Annotated in this window: 18 protein-coding genes; 6 read left to right on the forward strand and 12 right to left on the reverse strand. The window is 61.3% G+C overall.

The window, feature by feature from the left end; all coding sequences use genetic code 11:
* Positions 1–77 precede the first annotated feature (77 nt).
* The 5 genes from JAO85_RS02450 to cyoA all read right to left on the reverse strand — a co-directional run bounded on the left by JAO85_RS02450 (position 78) and on the right by cyoA (position 5044).
* Complete coding sequence (locus tag JAO85_RS02450) at positions 78–860, reverse strand: SURF1 family protein (RefSeq protein WP_202787369.1); 783 nt, start codon at positions 858–860, stop codon at positions 78–80.
* A gap of 8 nt (positions 861–868) precedes the next feature.
* Positions 869–1294, reverse strand: a complete 426-nt coding sequence (cyoD, locus tag JAO85_RS02455; RefSeq protein ID WP_003067192.1) for a cytochrome o ubiquinol oxidase subunit IV — start codon at positions 1292–1294, stop codon at positions 869–871.
* Complete coding sequence (gene cyoC, locus JAO85_RS02460) at positions 1295–1927, reverse strand: cytochrome o ubiquinol oxidase subunit III (protein WP_003055501.1); 633 nt, start codon at positions 1925–1927, stop codon at positions 1295–1297. It abuts the gene before it with no gap.
* On the reverse strand, positions 1920–3926 hold the full coding sequence (cyoB, locus tag JAO85_RS02465) for a cytochrome o ubiquinol oxidase subunit I (protein WP_012838223.1): 2007 nt from the start codon (positions 3924–3926) through the stop codon (positions 1920–1922). Before cyoB ends, cyoC begins: the two co-directional genes overlap by 8 nt.
* 62 nt (positions 3927–3988) lie before the next feature.
* Positions 3989–5044, reverse strand: coding sequence for a ubiquinol oxidase subunit II (cyoA, locus tag JAO85_RS02470; RefSeq protein ID WP_039048674.1), 1056 nt, complete (start codon positions 5042–5044; stop codon positions 3989–3991).
* A 338-nt stretch (positions 5045–5382) separates the two neighbouring features.
* Here cyoA and JAO85_RS02475 point away from each other — a divergent pair, with 338 nt between their 5' ends.
* Positions 5383–6723: an MFS transporter gene (locus JAO85_RS02475; RefSeq protein WP_012838225.1), complete on the forward strand. Its 1341-nt coding sequence runs from the start codon at positions 5383–5385 to the stop codon at positions 6721–6723.
* Positions 6724–6840: 117 nt separating this feature from the next.
* Here the strand turns inward: JAO85_RS02475 and JAO85_RS02480 are convergent, their stop codons facing one another.
* On the reverse strand, positions 6841–7839 hold the full coding sequence (locus JAO85_RS02480) for a tripartite tricarboxylate transporter substrate binding protein (protein WP_003067198.1): 999 nt from the start codon (positions 7837–7839) through the stop codon (positions 6841–6843).
* 188 nt (positions 7840–8027) lie between these two features.
* On the opposite strand from JAO85_RS02480, the gene JAO85_RS02485 reads away from it, so the two are divergent.
* On the forward strand, positions 8028–8939 hold the full coding sequence (locus tag JAO85_RS02485; RefSeq protein ID WP_003055493.1) for a LysR family transcriptional regulator: 912 nt from the start codon (positions 8028–8030) through the stop codon (positions 8937–8939).
* 145 nt (positions 8940–9084) lie between these two features.
* On the opposite strand, the gene JAO85_RS02490 is transcribed toward JAO85_RS02485, so the two are convergent.
* Positions 9085–9873 carry an IclR family transcriptional regulator C-terminal domain-containing protein gene (locus tag JAO85_RS02490; RefSeq protein ID WP_012838226.1) on the reverse strand — a complete coding sequence of 263 codons (789 nt, stop codon included), beginning with the start codon at positions 9871–9873 and terminating at the stop codon, positions 9085–9087.
* Positions 9874–10053: 180 nt separating this feature from the next.
* Here JAO85_RS02490 and pobA point away from each other — a divergent pair, with 180 nt between their 5' ends.
* The 4 genes from pobA (at position 10054) to JAO85_RS02510 (ending at position 13465) form a co-directional block, all read left to right on the forward strand.
* The gene (pobA, locus tag JAO85_RS02495) at positions 10054–11229 is read left to right on the forward strand and encodes a 4-hydroxybenzoate 3-monooxygenase (protein WP_012838227.1); all 1176 of its coding nucleotides are present in this window, start codon (positions 10054–10056) and stop codon (positions 11227–11229) included.
* A gap of 198 nt (positions 11230–11427) precedes the next feature.
* Positions 11428–12207 (forward strand): 2OG-Fe dioxygenase family protein, encoded by a 780-nt coding sequence (locus JAO85_RS02500; RefSeq protein ID WP_202787370.1) that lies wholly within the window; start codon positions 11428–11430, stop codon positions 12205–12207.
* Between the two features lie 189 nt (positions 12208–12396).
* Positions 12397–12870, forward strand: coding sequence for a hypothetical protein (locus JAO85_RS02505; protein ID WP_087865579.1), 474 nt, complete (start codon positions 12397–12399; stop codon positions 12868–12870).
* Positions 12871–13027: 157 nt separating this feature from the next.
* The gene (locus JAO85_RS02510) at positions 13028–13465 is read left to right on the forward strand and encodes a universal stress protein (protein WP_034352575.1); all 438 of its coding nucleotides are present in this window, start codon (positions 13028–13030) and stop codon (positions 13463–13465) included.
* 67 nt (positions 13466–13532) lie between these two features.
* On the opposite strand, the gene JAO85_RS02515 is transcribed toward JAO85_RS02510, so the two are convergent.
* The 5 genes from JAO85_RS02515 to livG form a co-directional block, all read right to left on the reverse strand.
* Positions 13533–14090: a bacteriohemerythrin gene (locus tag JAO85_RS02515; protein ID WP_229228666.1), complete on the reverse strand. Its 558-nt coding sequence runs from the start codon at positions 14088–14090 to the stop codon at positions 13533–13535.
* An 85-nt stretch (positions 14091–14175) separates the two neighbouring features.
* The gene (locus JAO85_RS02520) at positions 14176–15159 is read right to left on the reverse strand and encodes a tripartite tricarboxylate transporter substrate binding protein (RefSeq protein ID WP_179626144.1); all 984 of its coding nucleotides are present in this window, start codon (positions 15157–15159) and stop codon (positions 14176–14178) included.
* 524 nt (positions 15160–15683) lie between these two features.
* A complete protein-coding gene (locus tag JAO85_RS02525; RefSeq protein ID WP_202787371.1) occupies positions 15684–16448 on the reverse strand; it encodes an SDR family NAD(P)-dependent oxidoreductase in 765 nt (254 codons plus the stop codon).
* Between the two features lie 92 nt (positions 16449–16540).
* A complete protein-coding gene (locus tag JAO85_RS02530; protein ID WP_034352393.1) occupies positions 16541–17254 on the reverse strand; it encodes an ABC transporter ATP-binding protein in 714 nt (237 codons plus the stop codon).
* Positions 17254–18021, reverse strand: coding sequence for a high-affinity branched-chain amino acid ABC transporter ATP-binding protein LivG (gene livG / locus JAO85_RS02535; RefSeq protein WP_003079486.1), 768 nt, complete (start codon positions 18019–18021; stop codon positions 17254–17256). The genes JAO85_RS02530 and livG overlap by 1 nt, the downstream gene beginning before the upstream one ends.
* Positions 18022–18039: the final 18 nt, after the last annotated feature.

The following is an 18039-nucleotide window of genomic DNA, read 5'->3' on the forward strand; positions in this document are numbered from 1 at the left end:
CTATGCGTTCCTGATGTAGGCGCGGCCTTAAAGGGCCGAAAAAAAGCGCTCCGGGGAGCGCTTTTCAGGGGGAGGCATCAGCTTTTGGCAACCGCCTTGTCGTGCCGGCGTACCAGCCAGGCCGCTCCGATCACCATGATGGCCAGCCCATACCAGGTAAGCGCATAGACCAGATGGCTGTTCGGGAAGCGGATGACCGTCATGCCGGGGCGCAGGACTTCGGTGCCGGCCTCTGCCCGGGCATAGGCCGGGTTGCTGGCGGGCACACCCTGGTCTATGAAGTAGGGGGCGGGCCTGCTCAGGCCCTGGGCCTGGGCAATGGCGGCGACATCGCGTGAGTACCACTGGCCGTTGGCCGGGTCGTTCTTGCGCAAAAAGCCGCCGCCGGGCTCGCTCATGCGCATCAGGCCGATGACGGTGACGGTCGCTGCGGACGGGCCGGCTTCGGCAATCTGCTTGAGCCATTGGCCGCGCAGCTTCTCGGGCGTGAAGCCGCGGTTGACCAGAATCTGTGTGCCATCGCCCAGCTGCAGCGGCGTCATGAGCCAGAAGCCCGCGCCGGCCTCGGTCAAGGCCTTGGCCAGCACGCTTTGCTTGTCCAGCCATTGGCCCTGTGCCTTGACAGGCAGGTACTCGTGGCTGGCGGCATTGATCTGCGGCCACTGGCCGGGCTCGGGAACCGCCACGGGGGCGCTGTGCACGCGCTGCTCCACGCGCTCGATGAGATCGAGCTTCCAGGCGCGGCGCTGCACCTGCCAGGTGCCCAGAGCCATGAAGCCTAAAAACAAGGCGATGCCCACAAACGCGAGCATCGCCTTGGCGAAGGGAGAGCGCTGCCGCGCAGCGCTCTGGTTCTTCATGAGGTCAGTCAAGGTGTGACAGCAGCGGGAGCCGTGTGACCTGCGTGATCTGCATGGCCTGCAGCCTGGTGCATTTCATGACCGGGCATCATGTTGGTGTTCATGTGGAACATGACCCAAAGCGTGCCGGAGATCGCGATCGCCAGGAAGATCACCGTGAAGATGGTGGACAGCATGGTCCAGCCGCCCTGGATCTTGCCGTTCATGTGCAGGAAGTACACCATGTGCACGATCACCTGGATCACCGCGAACAGGCCCAGCACGGCCACGGCCGTGGTGCGGTCGGTGATGATGTTGTTCATGACCAGGTAGAAGGGGATGGCGGTCAGGATGACGGCCAGGATGAAGCCCTTCACATAGTCGCCCATGGTGACGTGCAGGTCGTCGTGATCGTGGTGATCGTCATGACCGGCGTGGATATCGTGTGCGCTCATTTACAGCACCCCCATCAGATACACAAAGGTGAACACACCGATCCAGACCACGTCCAAGAAGTGCCAGAACATGGACAGGCAGTTGATACGGCGCACGTTCTCGTTGATCAGGCCGTGCTTCTTGATCTGGATCATCAGGGTGATCAGCCAGACCAGACCGAAGGTCACGTGGATACCGTGGGTGCCCACCAGCGTGAAGAATGACGACAGGAAGGCGCTGCTCTGAGGCGTCGCACCTTGATGGATCAGGTGGTGGAACTCATAGAGTTCCACGGCCAGGAAGGCTGCGCCCAGCAGGCCGGTGACGGCCAGCCACAGCAGAGTGCCGTTCACGTTCTTCTTCTGCTTTTGCAGCATGGCAAAGCCGAAGGTGATGGACGACATCAGCAGGAAAGCCGTGTTGACGGCCACCAGCGACAGATCGAACAGATCCTTGCCCGAGGGGCCGCCTGCATAGCTGCGGCCCAGCACGCCATAGGTGGCGAACAGTGCGGCAAAGATCAGGCAGTCGCTCATCAGGTAGAGCCAGAAGCCCAGCGAGGTGCCGTTTTCCGGATGAGGCTCGTGCGCGAGGTGGTACTCGCGAGTAGCCAGGGCGGCTGCGCCGCCGGCGTTGATATGTGTATTAGACATGGGCTGCTGCAAGCTGCTTGGTACGTGCTTCTTCCGATGTGGCCACTTCGGCCGCAGGGATGTAGTAGTCACGCTTGTAGTTGAAGGTATGAATGATCGAAGCCAGGATGGTCGCGGCGAACGAAGCGATCACCAGAGGCCACATGTGCCAGATCAGAGCAAAGCCCAGAACGGTGGACAGGCCGGCAATCACCACGCCGGCGCCGGTATTGGCGGGCATGTGGATGGGTTCGAAGCCGCTCAGCGGACGCTGATAGCCATGCTTCTTCATGTCGGTCCAGGCGTCGATGTCGTGCACCACGGGGGTGAAGGCGAAGTTGTACTGGGGAGGGGGCGAGGAAGTGGCCCATTCCAGTGTGCGGCCTTCCCATGGGTCGCCGGTCACGTCACGCAGCTCGTCGCGCTTCCAGATGGACACGGCCAGCTGGATGAAGAAGCAGCCGATACCGGCAGCGATCAGGGCGGCACCGCAGGCAGCGATGATGAACCAGATCTGCAGCGAGGGATCGTCAAAGTGGTTGGCACGGCGAGTCACGCCCATCAGACCCAGGATGTACAGGGGAGTGAAGGCAACCCAGAAGCCGACCAGCCAGAACCAGAACGAAGCCTTGCCCCAGAACTCGTTGAGTCGGAAGCCGAAAGCCTTGGGGAACCAGTAGTTGATGCCGGCAAACACGGCAAACACCACGCCGCCGATGATCACGTTGTGGAAGTGGGCGATCAGGAACAGCGAGTTGTGCAGCACGAAGTCTGCGGGAGGCACGGCCAGCAGCACGCCGGTCATGCCGCCGATGGCGAAGGTGACCATGAAGCCCACCGTCCACAGCATGGGCACCGAGAAGCGGATGCGGCCGCGGTACATGGTGAACAGCCAGTTGAAGATCTTCGCGCCCGTGGGGATGGAGATGATCATCGTGGTGATACCGAAGAAGGTATTCACGCTGGCACCCGAGCCCATGGTGAAGAAGTGGTGCAGCCACACCAGGTAGGACAGGATGGTGATACACACGGTGGCGTAAACCATCGAGGTGTAGCCGAACAGGCGCTTGCGGCTGAAGGTTGCCACGATTTCGGAGAACACGCCGAAGCAGGGCAGGATCAGGATGTAGACCTCGGGGTGGCCCCAGATCCAGATCAGGTTCACGTACAGCATGGGGTTGCCGCCCAGCTCGTTCGTGAAGAAGTTGGTGCCGACGTAGCGGTCCAGCGACATCAGCACCAGGGCTGCGGTCAGCACGGGGAAGGAGGCCACGATCAGGGCGTTGGTGCACAGGGCAGTCCAGGTGAAGACGGGCATCTTCATCAGGTTCATGCCGGGAGCGCGCATCTTGATGATGGTCACGATCAGGTTGATGCCTGACAAGGTCGTGCCCACACCGGCGACCTGCAGGCCCCAGATGTAGTAATCAAGACCCGTGCTGCCGCTCTGGTGCCCCAGATTGGACAGAGCCAGCCAGCCGGAGGTCGAGAACTCGCCCAGGAACAGGGAGATCATCACCAGCACGGCGCCGCCGGTGGTCATCCAGAAGCTGAAGTTGTTCAGGAACGGGAAGGACACGTCACGTGCGCCGATCTGCAGAGGAACCAGGTAGTTCATCAGGCCGGTCACGAAGGGCATCGCCACGAAGAAGATCATGATCACGCCGTGGGCCGTGAAGATCTGGTCGTAGTGGTGAGGAGGCAGGTAGCCCATGTTGTCGCCGAAGGCCATGGACTGCTGCAGACGCATCATCACGGCATCGGCAAAGCCGCGCAGGAACATGACCAGACCGAGGATCATGTACATGATGCCGATCTTCTTGTGGTCGATGGAGGTGATCCAGTCGTTCCACAGCGGAGCCCAGAGGCGGAACTTGGTGATGCCGCCGACCACGACGAGGCCGCCAAGCACCACGGCAATAAAGGTCATGAGCACGATGGGCTCATGCGTCATGGGAATCTGGTCCCATGTGATACGGCCCAACAGCCAGTGGGAGGCCGGGGTTGTTGTTTCAGACATGTTGAGTCTCTTTTGTCGTATTGGAGCGGCTGGGCGGTGAGCGCATCCGCACCGTGAACTACTTATTGCTGTGCGACAGCTCCGGAGGCGGCGACTTCGTCGAGCAGGGCGACAACGCGGTCAGCGTCTTTGGAAGTGCAGACATCCAGGGGCAGGGCCACGCTGGAGGTCTTGCTGTGGTGTGCAGGTGGCTTGCCGCCGGCGGCGTCGATGGCCATCATTTCGTTCATGCACATCTTGCCGTCTTCCACGCAGCGGTTGAGGACCTTGTGGTACAGGCCTTCGTCCACGCTGGCGAAGCGTTCAACGGGGTTGCGCTCGCTGGGCTTGGCCAGATCGATATAGGCGTCGCGTGTCAGAACCTTGCCTTCGGTCTTGGCCTTGGCAATCCACTGATCGAACTGCTCGTTTTCCAGGCCGTGGAACTTGAAGGTCATGCCCGCAAAACCAGCGCCGCTGTAATGAGAGGACTTGCCGCCATAGACACCGGGCTTGTTGATCACGGCGTTCAGCTCGGTCTGCATGCCGGGCATGGTGTAGATCATGCCGGCCAGATCAGGAACGTAGAACGCGTTCATGGTGTGGGTGGAGGTCAGCTTGAAGTGAATGGGGCGATCCACCGGGGCAGCCACTTCGTTGACGGTGGCAATGCCTTGTTCGGGGTAGAAGAACAGCCATTTCCAGTCCAGCGACACGACCTGGATCTCCAGAGGCTTGACGTTGGGGTCCAGAGCCTTGGTGGCGGAGATGCGGTCCAGGGGACGATAGGGGTCGAGCTTGTGGGTGCTGATCCAGGTAATGGCGCCCAAAGCGATGATGATGAGCAGGGGAACCGTCCAGATCACCAGCTCCAGCGCAGTGGAGTGGTGCCATTCGGGGTCGTACTTGGCTTCGGTGTTGGACTGGCGGTATTTCCAGGCAAACAGCAGCGTCAAAAAGATGACGGGGACGATGATGAGCAACATCAGCAAAGTGGCCGTAATGACCAGGTCGCCTTGCTGCTTGGCGACATCGCCAGCTGGGTTGAGGACGACGGCCTTGCTGCAACCGGCGAGGGTTGCGGTCAAAGCGGCCGCTGAGAGCCACGCGGGCCCACGGATTTCCTTGATTTTTAACATGCTTTGGGCGTGACAAAGTCGCGCTTAGGTGTAAACGCGGATTACTGGATCTCGGCAAATGTAATACCAAACAGGGGCTTGTCCATTGGACATTTTGTCCAAGGTCAACAGCTCGGGATTGGAAATGCGCTATGCGACAAGGGTTTAGCGGCTTTGGCGTGTGGACAAACTTTGAGCTGACAGGGCTTGAAATTGTCAAATCAGCCCTCAGAAACGGGGCCTGCACAGGGCTGGGCTGACAGTGTTCAGGGCAAAAACTCTATTGCAGCTGCACATGCTTGGGCGTAGAACGGAAAGCGTCCCCGGGACTGAAAAGTAAGACAAGGAGTTGTACCTTTATGACAAGCATGAACCCGTCCGTTGGTCTTACTCAGCAAGACTATGAGAACTCGGAAACCCTGGCCTATGCGGATACCGACGAGGATGTGACCCCCGGCGAGATTGCCGTGGGGGTGATCATCGGGCGCTCTTCCGAGTACTTCGACTTCTTTGTGTTCGGCATTGCCTGCGTGCTGGTGTTTCCGTCACTGCTGTTTCCCGATCTGTCCAAGCTCGATGGCACGCTGGCGGCATTTACCATTTTCTCGCTGGCCTTTGTGGCCCGTCCTGTCGGCACGGCGCTATCCATGGCCGTGCAGCGCCGCTGGGGGCGAGCCACCAAGCTCACTCTGGCCTTGTTGCTGCTGGGCGTCTGCACCGTGGGCATGACCTTCCTGCCCAGCTATGAAGTCGCTGGCATGAAAGCGGTCTGGGCGCTGGTGATCCTGCGCGTCGGGCAGGGCCTGGCTCTTGGCGGTACCTGGGACGGTCTGCCTTCGCTGCTGGCCATGTCGGCACCCAAGGACAAGCGCGGCTGGTATTCGATGATCGGGCAGTTGGGGGCTCCGCTGGGCTTCATCATTGCCGCAGCGCTGTTCGCCTATCTGTATTCGAGCCTGAGTGCCGACGATTTTCTCAGCTGGGGCTGGCGCTTCCCGTTCTGCGTTGCCTTTGCGATTAACGTGGTGGCCTTGTTTGCTCGTCTGCGCCTGGTTGTGGGCCAGTCCTATACACAGGCGCTGCAGGAGCGCGAACTGGAGCCTGTCAGCGTCACACGTTTGATGGCCAGCGAAGGCCGTAATGTGATGATCGGCGCATTCGCAGCGCTGGCCAGCTTTGCACTGTTCCATCTGGTCACCGTGTTCCCGCTGTCCTGGATCTCGATGTACTCGAATCAGTCGGTGACCGATGTATTGGTGGTGCAGATCATCGGCGCACTTCTGGCGGGGATGGCCATCATGCTCTCTGGCTGGCTGGCCGACCGTGTGGGCCGCCGCAATACGCTGGGCACCATGGCTTGTCTGATCGGCATCTTCAGCTTCCTGGCGCCCTGGCTGCTGGGCAGCGGTACGGTGGGAAACAATGTCTTCATCATTGTGGGCTTCATCCTTCTGGGGTTGTCCTACGGGCAGGCATCGGGTACCGTGACCTCCAACTTCTCACCTCATTTCCGCTACACCGGTGCAGCCTTGTCCACCGATATGGCATGGTTGATCGGTGCGGCGTTTGCGCCCCTGGTGGCCTTGGGTGTCTCGGCAAAGTTCGGACTGGTGGCTCTGGGTATCTATCTGCTGTCGGGCGCCTTGTGCACGCTGGCGGCCCTGGGCATCAACCGTGCCATCGAGGCGCGCGACCAATAAGAAGTCAGTGAACTTCCCTGCAAAACGCCCGGTGCTTGCATCGGGCGTTTTTCTTGATACCAGAGGACATGAAAAAGCCGCCTGCAAGAGGCGGCTTTTTATCGATTGGAAGACGGATCAGTCCAGAGCCAGACCGGCCTTCTTGATGACATCACCGAAACGCTTGCTCTCGGAGGCCATGAAGGCCTTGAACTCGGCAGGCGTGGGATTGAAGGATTCGTAGCCGAAGGCTGCGAACTTGTCCTTGACGTCCTGCCCTGTCAGTGCCTGGCGCACATCGGTGCGGATCTTTTCGATCACGGCGGGGGGTGTACCGGGACGCACGGCCAGGGCATTCCAGCCGATGGCAGTGAAGTCCTTGGGGCCGCCCGATTCGGACACCGTGGGCACGTTCTCGAAGCCGGCAATACGGCTGGGAGCTGCCACGGCCAGGAAGCGCAGCTTGCCGCCACGCACCAGCGGGCCTGCCGTGCCCAGGGAGCCCAGGGCAAAAGTCAGCTCGCCATTGGCAACGCCCTGGTACAGCTGGCTGGTTTCCTTGTAGATCACATGCTCCATCTTGGTGCCGGTCTGGTTTTCCAGCAGGGCCGAGCCCAGGTGAACAGGGTTGCCCACGGACCAGGAGCCGTAGTTCAGCTTGCCGGGGTGCGCCTTGGCATCGGCAATCAGGTCGCCGATGGTCTTGTAAGGGCTGTTGACGGGCACGCAGACAAAGAAGAAGTTGCGGAACAAGGGCATCAGGATTTCGAAGTCCTTGTTCAAGTCATAGGGCAGCTTCTTGAACAGGTGGGGGTAGGCGGCGATATGGACGTTGTCCAGCTGGATCATGTCCGTACCGTCGGTGGCGCCGCGCTTGAATTCATTGATGGCGATGAAGCCGTTGCCGCCGGGACGATTTTCCACCACCACGGGCTGACCCCAGGCGCGGCCCAGCTTGTCGGCCACCAGGCGCGACAGGCCATCGGGGCCACCGCCTACGGGGAAGGGGTTGATGATGCGCGAGGACTTGGTGGGCCACTTGTCGCTCTGGGCGAAAGAGGGGGCTGCCACGGCTGCGGCAATGGCGCCGAGTGCGAATGCAGCTTGGCGACGGCTCATATTGAGCTGATGGGTCATTTTGTCTCCCTGGAAGGATGTCGATGATGAATTGCGTGTGGACCACGCATTGTTGATATCGTCGGCTGTTATTTTTAGATATTCAGGCCCAGTTGATTACATTGTGTCACTTGGGGCATAAACACCTAGGTCTAGCTGAGGCTAGCAGCTATAGCAAAATAGCATAGCTTGTTTTGAAAGGTGTGAGCATGAATCTGCAGCAGATAGAGACCTTTGTTCGGGTGGCCGAAGTGGGGAGCTTCAGCAAGGCTGCGGTATTGCTGGACACCGCCCAGCCGGCGCTCAGCCGTCAGGTGCGGGCCCTTGAAACCGAGTTGCGCGAGACCTTGCTGATCCGCACCGGGCGCGGCGTGACGCTGACCGATGCGGGGCGCCGCCTGCTCGAGCATGGCCATGCCATCATGCAGCGCGTGGCCATGGCCAAGGAAGACCTGGGCAGTCAGCGCGACGAGCCCGTGGGGCGTATCACGGTCGGCTTGCCGCCGAGCCTGGCGCGGCGCCTGACCTTGCCCCTGATCGACGGCTTCAGCCGTGAGATGCCCAAGGCCAGGCTGGCGGTGGTCGAAGGTTTTTCGATGAATATCTCGGAGTGGCTGACCTCGGGGCGCATGGATCTGGGTCTGGTCTACACGCCGGAGCCACACCCGCAGATCGAGGTCTCGCCCGTGCTCGAAGAGCGCCTGTGCCTGATCGGCCCGGCCAGCACGCTGGCAGGGCGCACCAGCATTCCGTTCGAGCATCTGGCCGAGTTTCCGTTGATCATGCCCCAGCACGGGCAGATTTTCCGCAAGCTGATGGAGGCCCAGGCCACGTTGTCCCAGGTCAAGCTCAATGTGGTCTGGGAGGTTTCCAGCGTGCCCGCCATTCTGGATCTGGTGCGCGGCGGCTATGGCTATGCGGCGTTGACCGACAGCGCCATGCACAGTCATGCCACGGATGCATCGCTGGTGGAGGTGCCCATCAAGTCGCCGCATATCGTCAGCACCTTGTGCCTGGTGCAGCCCGCCAAAAAGAAGTCCACGCCGCTGATGCGCCGCACGGCCGAGCTGCTGCGCCGCCTCAGCATGCAGGTGTGCTCGGTGGAAAGCGGGCATATCTGAACGACTGGCCTGCTCCGGGGCATGGCCGCTGCTGGTTCATGCTCCTGTTAGGGGAGCTGGTTACGCTTGTTGGATAAGGATTTCAAACTTATTTGTACATGAAATCAATGAAGGGTAAGTGCAATAAGCTTTGATATTGATAGCGTCAAAGCTGGGGGCGCAAGGCTCTCGCGGCTTCCTGCAGCAGCGGCAGTATTTCCTGCTGCATGGTTTGCGGGCTCATGCGCTTGGCCGATGTCACCACATTCAGCGCTGCCACGGTGCGCCCGCGCATATTGCGTAGCGGCACGGCCACGGCCTGAATCGCCAGTTCATGCTCCTCAAGCGCCATGCAGTAGTCGAGGCGGCGCACCTCGTCGAGCAAGGTCTTCAGCGCCGCACCATCGGACACCGTGTGTGCCGTCAGCTTGGGCAGGTCATAGCTGGCCAGCCAGTCGTCGAGCTCCGAGCTTGAGAGCGAGGCCAGCAGCACCCGGCCCGTGGACGTGGCGTGCGCCGGCAGGCGCGTGCCCAGATGCAGTCCGTGGGCCATCAGGCGCTCGCCCTTCTCATGAACGGCGCTGCGCGCGACGATGACGACTTCGCGGCCCTCGCGCACCACGCAGGAGTAGGACAGTCCGGTCTGCGCTGCCAGTCTGTGCAGCACGGGTTGCACGATGCGCGGCAGCCGGGCCGAGGCCAGATAGCTGCCCGACAGGCGCAGCACCTTGGGAGCCAGCCAGAAATAGCTGCCGTCGGATTCCAGATAGCCGAGATAGGCCAGGGTGAGCAGATGGCGCCTGGCGGCAGCGCGCGTGATGCCTGCGCGCTCGGCCGCCATGGTGGCATTCAGGCGTTGGCGCTCGGTGTCGAAGCTTTCCAGTACGGCCAGACCCTTGGCCAGGCCGGCAATGAAGTCTGCCGGGGCGATGGAGGGTGAGCCATGGTCATTCATGGAGGCTTCCGCAGTTCTTGTTTTGCGCGATCATCGTTCTCATTGTGCGATTATCGCGCAAACAACGATTCTCTCCTTTGTCTTGATGCAGCACAAAACTTAGTCTTGCTGCACAGCGCAACCGGCGTCGTCACGCTCGCCGGTTGAGAGGTTTTTGAGCCATAACAAGGAGTCATATTCATGCGTACACAAGTCGCCATCATCGGTGCCGGTCCCTCGGGTCTGCTGCTGGGGCAGCTGCTCTACAAGGCGGGCATCGACAACATCATCATCGAGCAGCGCAGCGCCGACTATGTGCTGGGCCGCATCCGCGCCGGCGTGCTGGAGCAGGTGACGGTGGATCTGCTCAAGCAGGCGGGTGCCGACAAGCGCATGAATGAGGAAGGTCTGCCTCATGACGGCATCGAGCTGCTGTTCAAGGGCAAGCGCCACCGCATCAATCTGCATGACCTGACCGGTGGCAAGCGCGTGATGGTCTACGGCCAGACCGAGGTGACCCGCGATCTGATGGAAGTGCGCGCCCAGGAGGGCCTGACCACGGTCTACGAAGCCAGCCATGTGCAGCCCGTGGACTTCGAGAGCGACAAGCCCAAGGTGCGTTACGAAAAAGACGGCCAGGTGCACGAGATCGAGTGCGACTTCATCGCTGGCTGCGACGGCTTTCACGGCATCTGCCGCGCCAGCGCTCCTCAGGACAAGATCAAGACCTTCGAGAAGGTCTACCCCTTCGGCTGGCTGGGCCTGCTCTCGGATACGCCGCCCGTGTCGCACGAGCTGATCTATGCCAACACCGAGCGCGGCTTTGCCCTGTGCAGCCAGCGCAGCGCCACGCGCAGCCGCTACTATCTGCAGGTGCCGCTGACCGACAAGGTCGAGGACTGGAGCGACGAAGCGTTCTGGGAAGAGCTCAAGAAGCGCCTGGACCCCGAAGCCCGCGCCAATCTGGTGACCGGCCCATCGCTGGAAAAAAGCATTGCGCCGCTGCGCAGCTTTGTGACCGAGCCCATGCGCTTCGGCCGCATGTTCCTGGCCGGCGACGCCGCGCACATCGTGCCCCCCACCGGCGCCAAGGGCCTGAACCTGGCAGCTTCCGACGTGGGTTATCTGTCGCAAGCCTTTGTCGAGTACTACAAGGAGCAGTCCGAGGCTGGCATCGACCGTTACTCCGAGCAGTGCCTGCGCCGTGTCTGGAAGGCCGAGCGCTTCTCCTGGTGGATGACTTCCATGCTGCACAACTTCCCCGGCGAGGGCGAGTTCAACACCAAGGTACAGGAAGCCGAGCTGGACTACATCGTCCACTCCGAAGCCGGCTCGACCTCGCTGGCCGAGAACTATGTGGGTCTGCCTCTGGTTTAAGCCCGAGACCGCCTTGCCTTCGTCACCGTGGTGATGAAGGCCCGGTGCCCGATCACGGCGCCTCGCGTTCTGCCTGCATTGCTGTGTGCGATGCAGGCATTTTTTTCATCCATGCAATTTGGTTGATGCTGCCTTGCGTAAATTTTGATGCCGGGGCACAAGCCAGCGGGGCCTGCGAGGAGTAAGCTTGCCGACCTTATGGCGCACATCATGTTTTCCCCTCCCTATATTGCCGCTGCCGAGGCAGCCCAGTCCTTGCGCACGCGCGGCTATGCCGTGCTGCAGCCCGAGGACTTCGCCCAGTGGATGGGCCTGAGTGTGGCCGATCTGCACGCCATGGATGCGGACTGGCAGTGTCTGCCGCCCGATGCCTTCCTCAAGGATGGAGGCCGCTATCGCCGCCGCCGCCATTCCTGCTTTGTCAGCGAAGGCGATCAGGTGCAGCAGGTGCCCCACCGCGCCCACTGGCAGCCCGTGGAATACAACGCTCTGCATGGCGGCATGCAGCGTATGTTCGAGCCCATGCTGGACAGCACGACGACGAGTGCGGCATGGCTGGAGATGATCAATGCCTTGGGGCAGCTGGCGGATCAGGTGTTCTGCACTGACGAGCTGCATGAGCGCTGGTTTGTCGAGGCGCACCAGTTCCGCATCGACACCACGGACGGCATCGGCCGTCCCACGCCCGAAGGCGCTCACCGCGACGGCGTCGATCTGGTCGCCGTGCTGCTGGTGGGACGCAAGGGCGTCAAAGGGGGCGAGACCCGCGTGTTCGAAGCGACCGGCCCCAATGGCCAGCGCTTTACCTTGACCGAGCCCTGGTCCGTGATGCTGCTCGACGACGCACGCATGATTCATGAGACCACGCCGATTCAACCTGCCGAGCCCGGTGGCGTGCGCGACACGCTGGTGCTGACCTATCGTCGTGGCAACTTCCAGGGCGCCGAGCTCCAGGAGCAGCAGGGTCAGGCTGCTTGATTGATGCGGACGACTTTGTTCGGAAAATTTGAGCAAAACTGTAACGTGCTCAATACGTCAAAGTGACGTCATCAACACTGCATGATGCAGGCTTGTCGCGGCGAAGCTTTCGCCTCTTCGAGTCTTCCCTGCATCCAACAAGCCAGATCAGCTGGCCAACACCACGCCTTGCAGAGCGTGGTTTTTTATATGAATCGCTTTTACGCCCTTAGTATTCCAGTGCTGACCGCTCTTGTCACAGTAGCGGCCTGCAAGCCTTCGCAAGACCGTCCGGCGCAGGCGGCCTACACCAAGGAGCCCACGATCTACTTTCGCAACGGCCTTGAGATTACCCTCGGCGATGCCTCGGTACCGATTCACGGCGTGGAGGAATGCCCTTATGGTCTGGCCGCGCCGGCCGGAGCCGTGGTCGAGCTCAATGATGCCAAGTGCATTCGACTCTCGGACGATACCGAGCGGATCGTCGTGATGCTGGACATGCCTGGCGGCATCGTCCGGGAAGAATGGACCGTGCGCCGCGATGCGCCCAGCAAGCCCCATGAGCCAGCCTTCAAGAATGTATCCCTGCTGCGCCCAGACGGCACTCGCATCACGATCACCGACAAGTCCGACACTCTGCTGGACAAATGCTACGAATACCAGACGGCCCATGTCTGTATCTGAGCCTGACCTCAGTCAGCGTGAACTTCAGGGTTGATTCATGTCAACACGCTGAGGCATGATGAAGGCAGACTCAACGCTATTTCAAGAGCGGCATCTGCCCCGGGCCTCTGGCTTGAGGTCCTTGTCGCCTGCAACCTGAAAGGAGAAACATATGTCCATGTTCAATCACATTCTGGTTCCGGTCGACGGCTCCAAGCCCTCCATGCTGGCGGCGCACAAGGCCGCAGAGCTTTCCAAGGTCTTCGGCAGCGCCGTGACGGCGGTGTATGTGGTCGATCCCTATCCTTTCACCGGCGTGGGCGCCGACTTTGCCTACGGCCAGTCACAGTATCTGAGCGCGGCCACCGCCGAAGCCAACACCGCCCTGGATGCGGTCAAGGCCATCATGGATGAGGCGGGCGTGCCCGTGAAGACGCTGGTGGGCGAGGGCCATGCGGTGCATGAAGGCATTGTGCGCACCATGGAAAGCGTGGGAGCCGATCTCGTCGTCATGGGCTCGCAGGGGCGACGCGGTCTTGAGAAGCTGATGCTGGGCAGCGTCACGCAGCGCGTGCTGGGCGCCGTGCGTGTGCCGGTGCTGGTCGTGCGCGAGTGAGCGTCAGGCGGCTGCCCCATGAAGCAACGGCTCCTCTGGGAGCCGTTTTTCTTGTGAGCAAGGGTGCTCAGCGATTGAGCAGCCGGGCCAGCCAGCCTTTTTTCTTGCGCTGCAATTCCAGCTCCTGCAGCACTTCCGCTTTGAGTCGTTCTTTTTCTGCCGTGTGTCCGCTCTCTTTGGACATCATGCGCAGATAGACCTTGGCTGAGTCCACATAGCCATGGTCTTCGTTGCGGATGTGGTTGAACAGCCAGCGCGAGAGCATGCCATGCAGTTCGGCGGCCACATCCTCGCCCGCATCGAAGCGGGTCTGCATCTCGATCACGCGGCGCGTGAACAGCTCGTGCACTTTTTTGTGCGGCCCTGCGAACATATAGCCGGCGCTCTCGATCAGGCTTTCCTCGAAGACGAAGTGCGAGACGGTGTAGTCGATCATCTCGCCGATGACATCGCCCAGCCCTTCGCGATCTGGCGAGCTGCGCAACTCATAAAGCCGGTTGATGTAATCGACGATGCGGCGGTGCTGCCGGTCGATCTCCGCAATCCCGGTGTCCAGTTCGGGGACCCAGACCAGCAATGCCATGATGTTCTCCAGAAATTCAAGGGTTTCCGGAGAAGTATTCACGAGCCTGTCATATGCCGCATTGATGCAGATCAGGCCTATCCGCGCCAGGCAGGGCGGCGCGAATCCTGCGCGCCGCGTCGGGATGTCACTCGATCTTGGCGCCCGAGGATTCGACGACCTGCTTGGATTGCTTGAAGTCGGCCTGGAACATCTTGTCGAAGTTGGTCACGCTCATGGACTGGGGCTCGGCGCCCTGGGTCAGAATGGCCTCGCGCACCTCGGGCATGGCCAGCAGCTTGTTCACTTCGACATTGACCTTGGTCACGATGGCTGCGGGTGTGCCCTTGGGCATGAACAGGCCGTACCAGGTGCTCACATCAAAGCCCTTGAGACCGGACTCGGCCAGTGTCGGGGTGTCTGGCAGCGAGGACGAGCGCTTTGCCGAGGTCACGGCGATGGCGCGCAGCTTGCCGGCCTTGATCTGGGCTATGGCCGAGGGTACGGAGGACACCAGCAGATCCACATTGCCGGCCAGTGCATCCATCATCGCGGGGTTGGAGCCCTTGTAGGGCACGTGAGTCAGATGAATGTCCGAGGCCTTTTCCAGCATCACGCCGGCCAGGTGGATGCTGGTGCCGTTGCCGGGCGAGCCGTAGGTGATCTTGGACGGGTTCTTCTTGGCTGCAGCCACCACGTCGGCCAGCGTCTTGTATGGCGAGTTGGCGGCCGTGGCGATCACGATGGGGGTGTAGGCCACATGAGCCACGGGGGTCAGATCCTTGCTGGGGTTCCAGGGCAGGTTCTTGTAGAGGTAGGGGCCAAGGACCACGTTGTCCTTCTGGCCCATCACCATGTCATAGCCCGTGGGCGCTGCCTTGACGGCTTCGGTGATGCCGATGGTGCCGCCTGCACCCGCACGGTTGTCGGGCACCACGGTCCATTTGCTGACTTCGGTGAGCTTGCTGGCAATCACGCGCGAGAGGATGTCGGTGCCGCCGCCAGGTGGGAACGGCACGATCATGCGCACGGGCTTGTTGGGGTAGTCGGCTGCGGGGTCTTGTGCAGCGGCTGAAAAGCTCAGGCCCGCGCTTGCGATCACGGCTGTGCTGATGAGAATTTGGCGAATCATGAAAAAGAAGCTCCAGAGACGAACGGGGGAGCGCTGGCCCGCAAACAAGGGCGGCGCAGTCGCGGCTGGTGCCTGAGCCTTGAGCTCGGCAGCCAGAGTCACGGAAGGTGGGCTTTTCGATGATCGGGGACGGTGGTTCCGCCATCAATGGGTATTTGTCTTTACCGGGGAGCGCGAGCCATGCCGTACGGACATGATCGCCATCCGCACGCGCTGCACGACAGGGTTGCTGCCGTTGCTAGCACGGAGGCAGCGTACCGATCGGGTGTCGCTGTCTTTGTGGCCCACGGGTGCGGATTGTGGTTCTGCGCACAGCCACGGAGGCTGCTGCAGACCAGTGGAAACATTCTGCCACGCATGAAAGACTTGCCAGGGCTTGGTTCGAGAATAGGCTGCGCCTGTTTCCAGATTTTTTGCTCGGGTCCGGTAGTTCACGGCAACAAGAGCTGCAGGTGCCTTTGGTCATCGGTTTGGATAAGGCGGCTGCAGCCATGTTTTGGAGTCCAGCCGTTCTGAGTGCTATCTCAAGCCTGGCGTACGTCGGCAACCACCTGGTCGCCGAAGTCCGGTCGTGCCAGCCAGGCCAGCACGCGGGCTGCGGCGTCATCGGCCGAGGTCAGCTGCCCGTTGCTGTGCAGACCAGCAAAACGCCCCACGTCAGGGAAGTCGGTTGAAGCTGCGCTGCGCAGTTGTACCTGCATATCGGTGTCGATGACGCCTGGCGCCAGAGACACAATGCGTGCGCCGTTGGGCTTGGCAGCCTCTTCCAGCGCCACGCAACTGCTGAACTGGTCCATGCCGGCCTTGGCCGTGCAATAGCTGGCTTGCGAGGCCATCGCGCGGCGGCCCAGGCCCGAGGAGATATTGAGCACCTTGCGGGGAATCCTCCAGCTCTCGGTTGCACCGAGAAAGGCTCCGGTCAGGGCCATGGGAGCCTCAAGACCCACGCGCAGGGCATTGATCATGTCGGCTGAAGGCACCTGGGACAGCGGCGCAATCTGCGGGATGACGCCCGCATTGTTGATCAGGGTGATGCTGGCCCATTCAAGCGGATCTATCGTGCCTAGCCAGGTCGCCAGGCGCTGCGCAGCAGCAGCGCTTTGTGCCAGGTCCTGCTCCCATTGCAATAGCTGTGCAGGCTTGCTGGCGCTGGAGGCTAGGGCGGCGCTGGTCTTGCGGGCAATGCTCAGCAACTGATGGCCTTGCTGCAGCAGTTGCTGTCCCATGGACAGGCCCATGCCGCGAGAGCCACCGGTCAGAATCGTTAAGTGCTTTGTCATGCGAAGCATCTTACGGTTGATTGAAGACCGAAAAGAGCAAGCCCCGCAAGACTTGCGTCCGGCGGGGCCTGGCGATGACCTCAGATGAGCTCAGCGAGCTGTCAATGACCCAGATAGGCCTTGCGCACCTCGTCATTGCTCAGCAGGTTGACACCGCTGTCCTCCAGCACCACCTTGCCGGTTTCCAGCACATAGCCTCGGTCGGCAATCTGCAGGGCGCGGTTGGCATTCTGCTCGACCAGGAACACCGTCACACCCGCTGCGCGGATGGTCTGAATGATCTCGAAGATCTGCGCAATGATGAGCGGCGCCAGGCCCAGTGTGGGTTCGTCCAGCAGCAGCAGGCGCGGCTTGCTCATCAGTGCGCGGCCTATGGCCAGCATCTGCTGCTCGCCGCCCGACATGGTGCCCGAGCGTTGCGCTGCGCGCTCCTTCAAACGAGGAAAGAGCTTGAACACATGCTCGACGCCGTCGGCGATCTCGGCCTTGCTCAGGAAAAAGCCGCCCATCTGCAGGTTCTCGGTCACCGTCAGGTCCTTGAAGACACGACGGCCTTCGGGCGAGATGGCAATGCCGCGGCGCATGATGTGATGGGTGGACATCTGGGTGATGTCCTCGCCCTCGAACAGAATGCGCCCGCCGCTGGCACGAGGGTTGCCGCAGACCGTCATCAGAAGCGATGTCTTGCCAGCACCATTGCTGCCGATGAGGGTGACGATCTCGCCCTGATCGACATGCAGGCTGACATGATTGACCGCGCAGATCGCGCCGTAATGGGTGGAGACCTGCTCCAGTTGCAACATATGCTGGCTCATCAGGCCTCTCCCAGATAGGCCTTGATGACCCGTTCATCATTGCGAATCGCCTCGGGCAGGCCCATGGCGATGGGCTTGCCGTATTCCATGACCAGAATGCGCTCGGACACTCCCATGACCAGACCCATATCGTGCTCGATCAGCAGCACGGCCACGCCGTACTGTTTGCGCAGATCGTCGATCAGATGCTGCAGGTCTTTCTTCTCCTGCGGGTTCAGGCCGGCGGCGGGCTCGTCCAGCATCAGCACGCGAGGCTTGGTGATCATGCAGCGCGCAATCTCCAGCCGGCGCTGGTGACCGTAGGCCAGATTGCCGGCCTCGCGGTTGGCAAACTGGCGCAGGCCCATCACGTCCAGCCATTGGAGCGCGTTGTCGATCTTTTCCTGTTCGGCACGGCGATAGCCTGGCGTGTTGAACAGGCCGCCGAGCAGCGTGGCGCGCGACTGGCGGTGCTGTGCGACCAGCAGGTTTTCCAGCGCCGTCATGCTCTTGAACAGGCGCACGTTCTGGAATGTGCGCACCACACCGTGGTTGGCGACCTGGTGGCTGCTGTGGCCTGCAATGCTCTGGCCGTCCAGAACGACCGAGCCGCCCGAGGGCTGGTAGAAACCGCTGATGCAGTTGAATACCGTGGTCTTGCCCGCGCCGTTGGGGCCGATGATGGCAAACACTTCCTGAGGGCGTACGTTAAAGCCCACGTTGTCCACGGCCAGCAGGCCGCCGAAGCGCATGCACAGGTCTTTGACTTCCAGCAAATACTCGCTCATGCGTTTGCCCTGCCTGTG

The sequence above is a fragment of the Comamonas sp. NyZ500 genome, from assembly GCF_016772095.1.
Classification (GTDB): Bacteria; Pseudomonadota; Gammaproteobacteria; order Burkholderiales; family Burkholderiaceae_C; genus Comamonas; species Comamonas thiooxydans.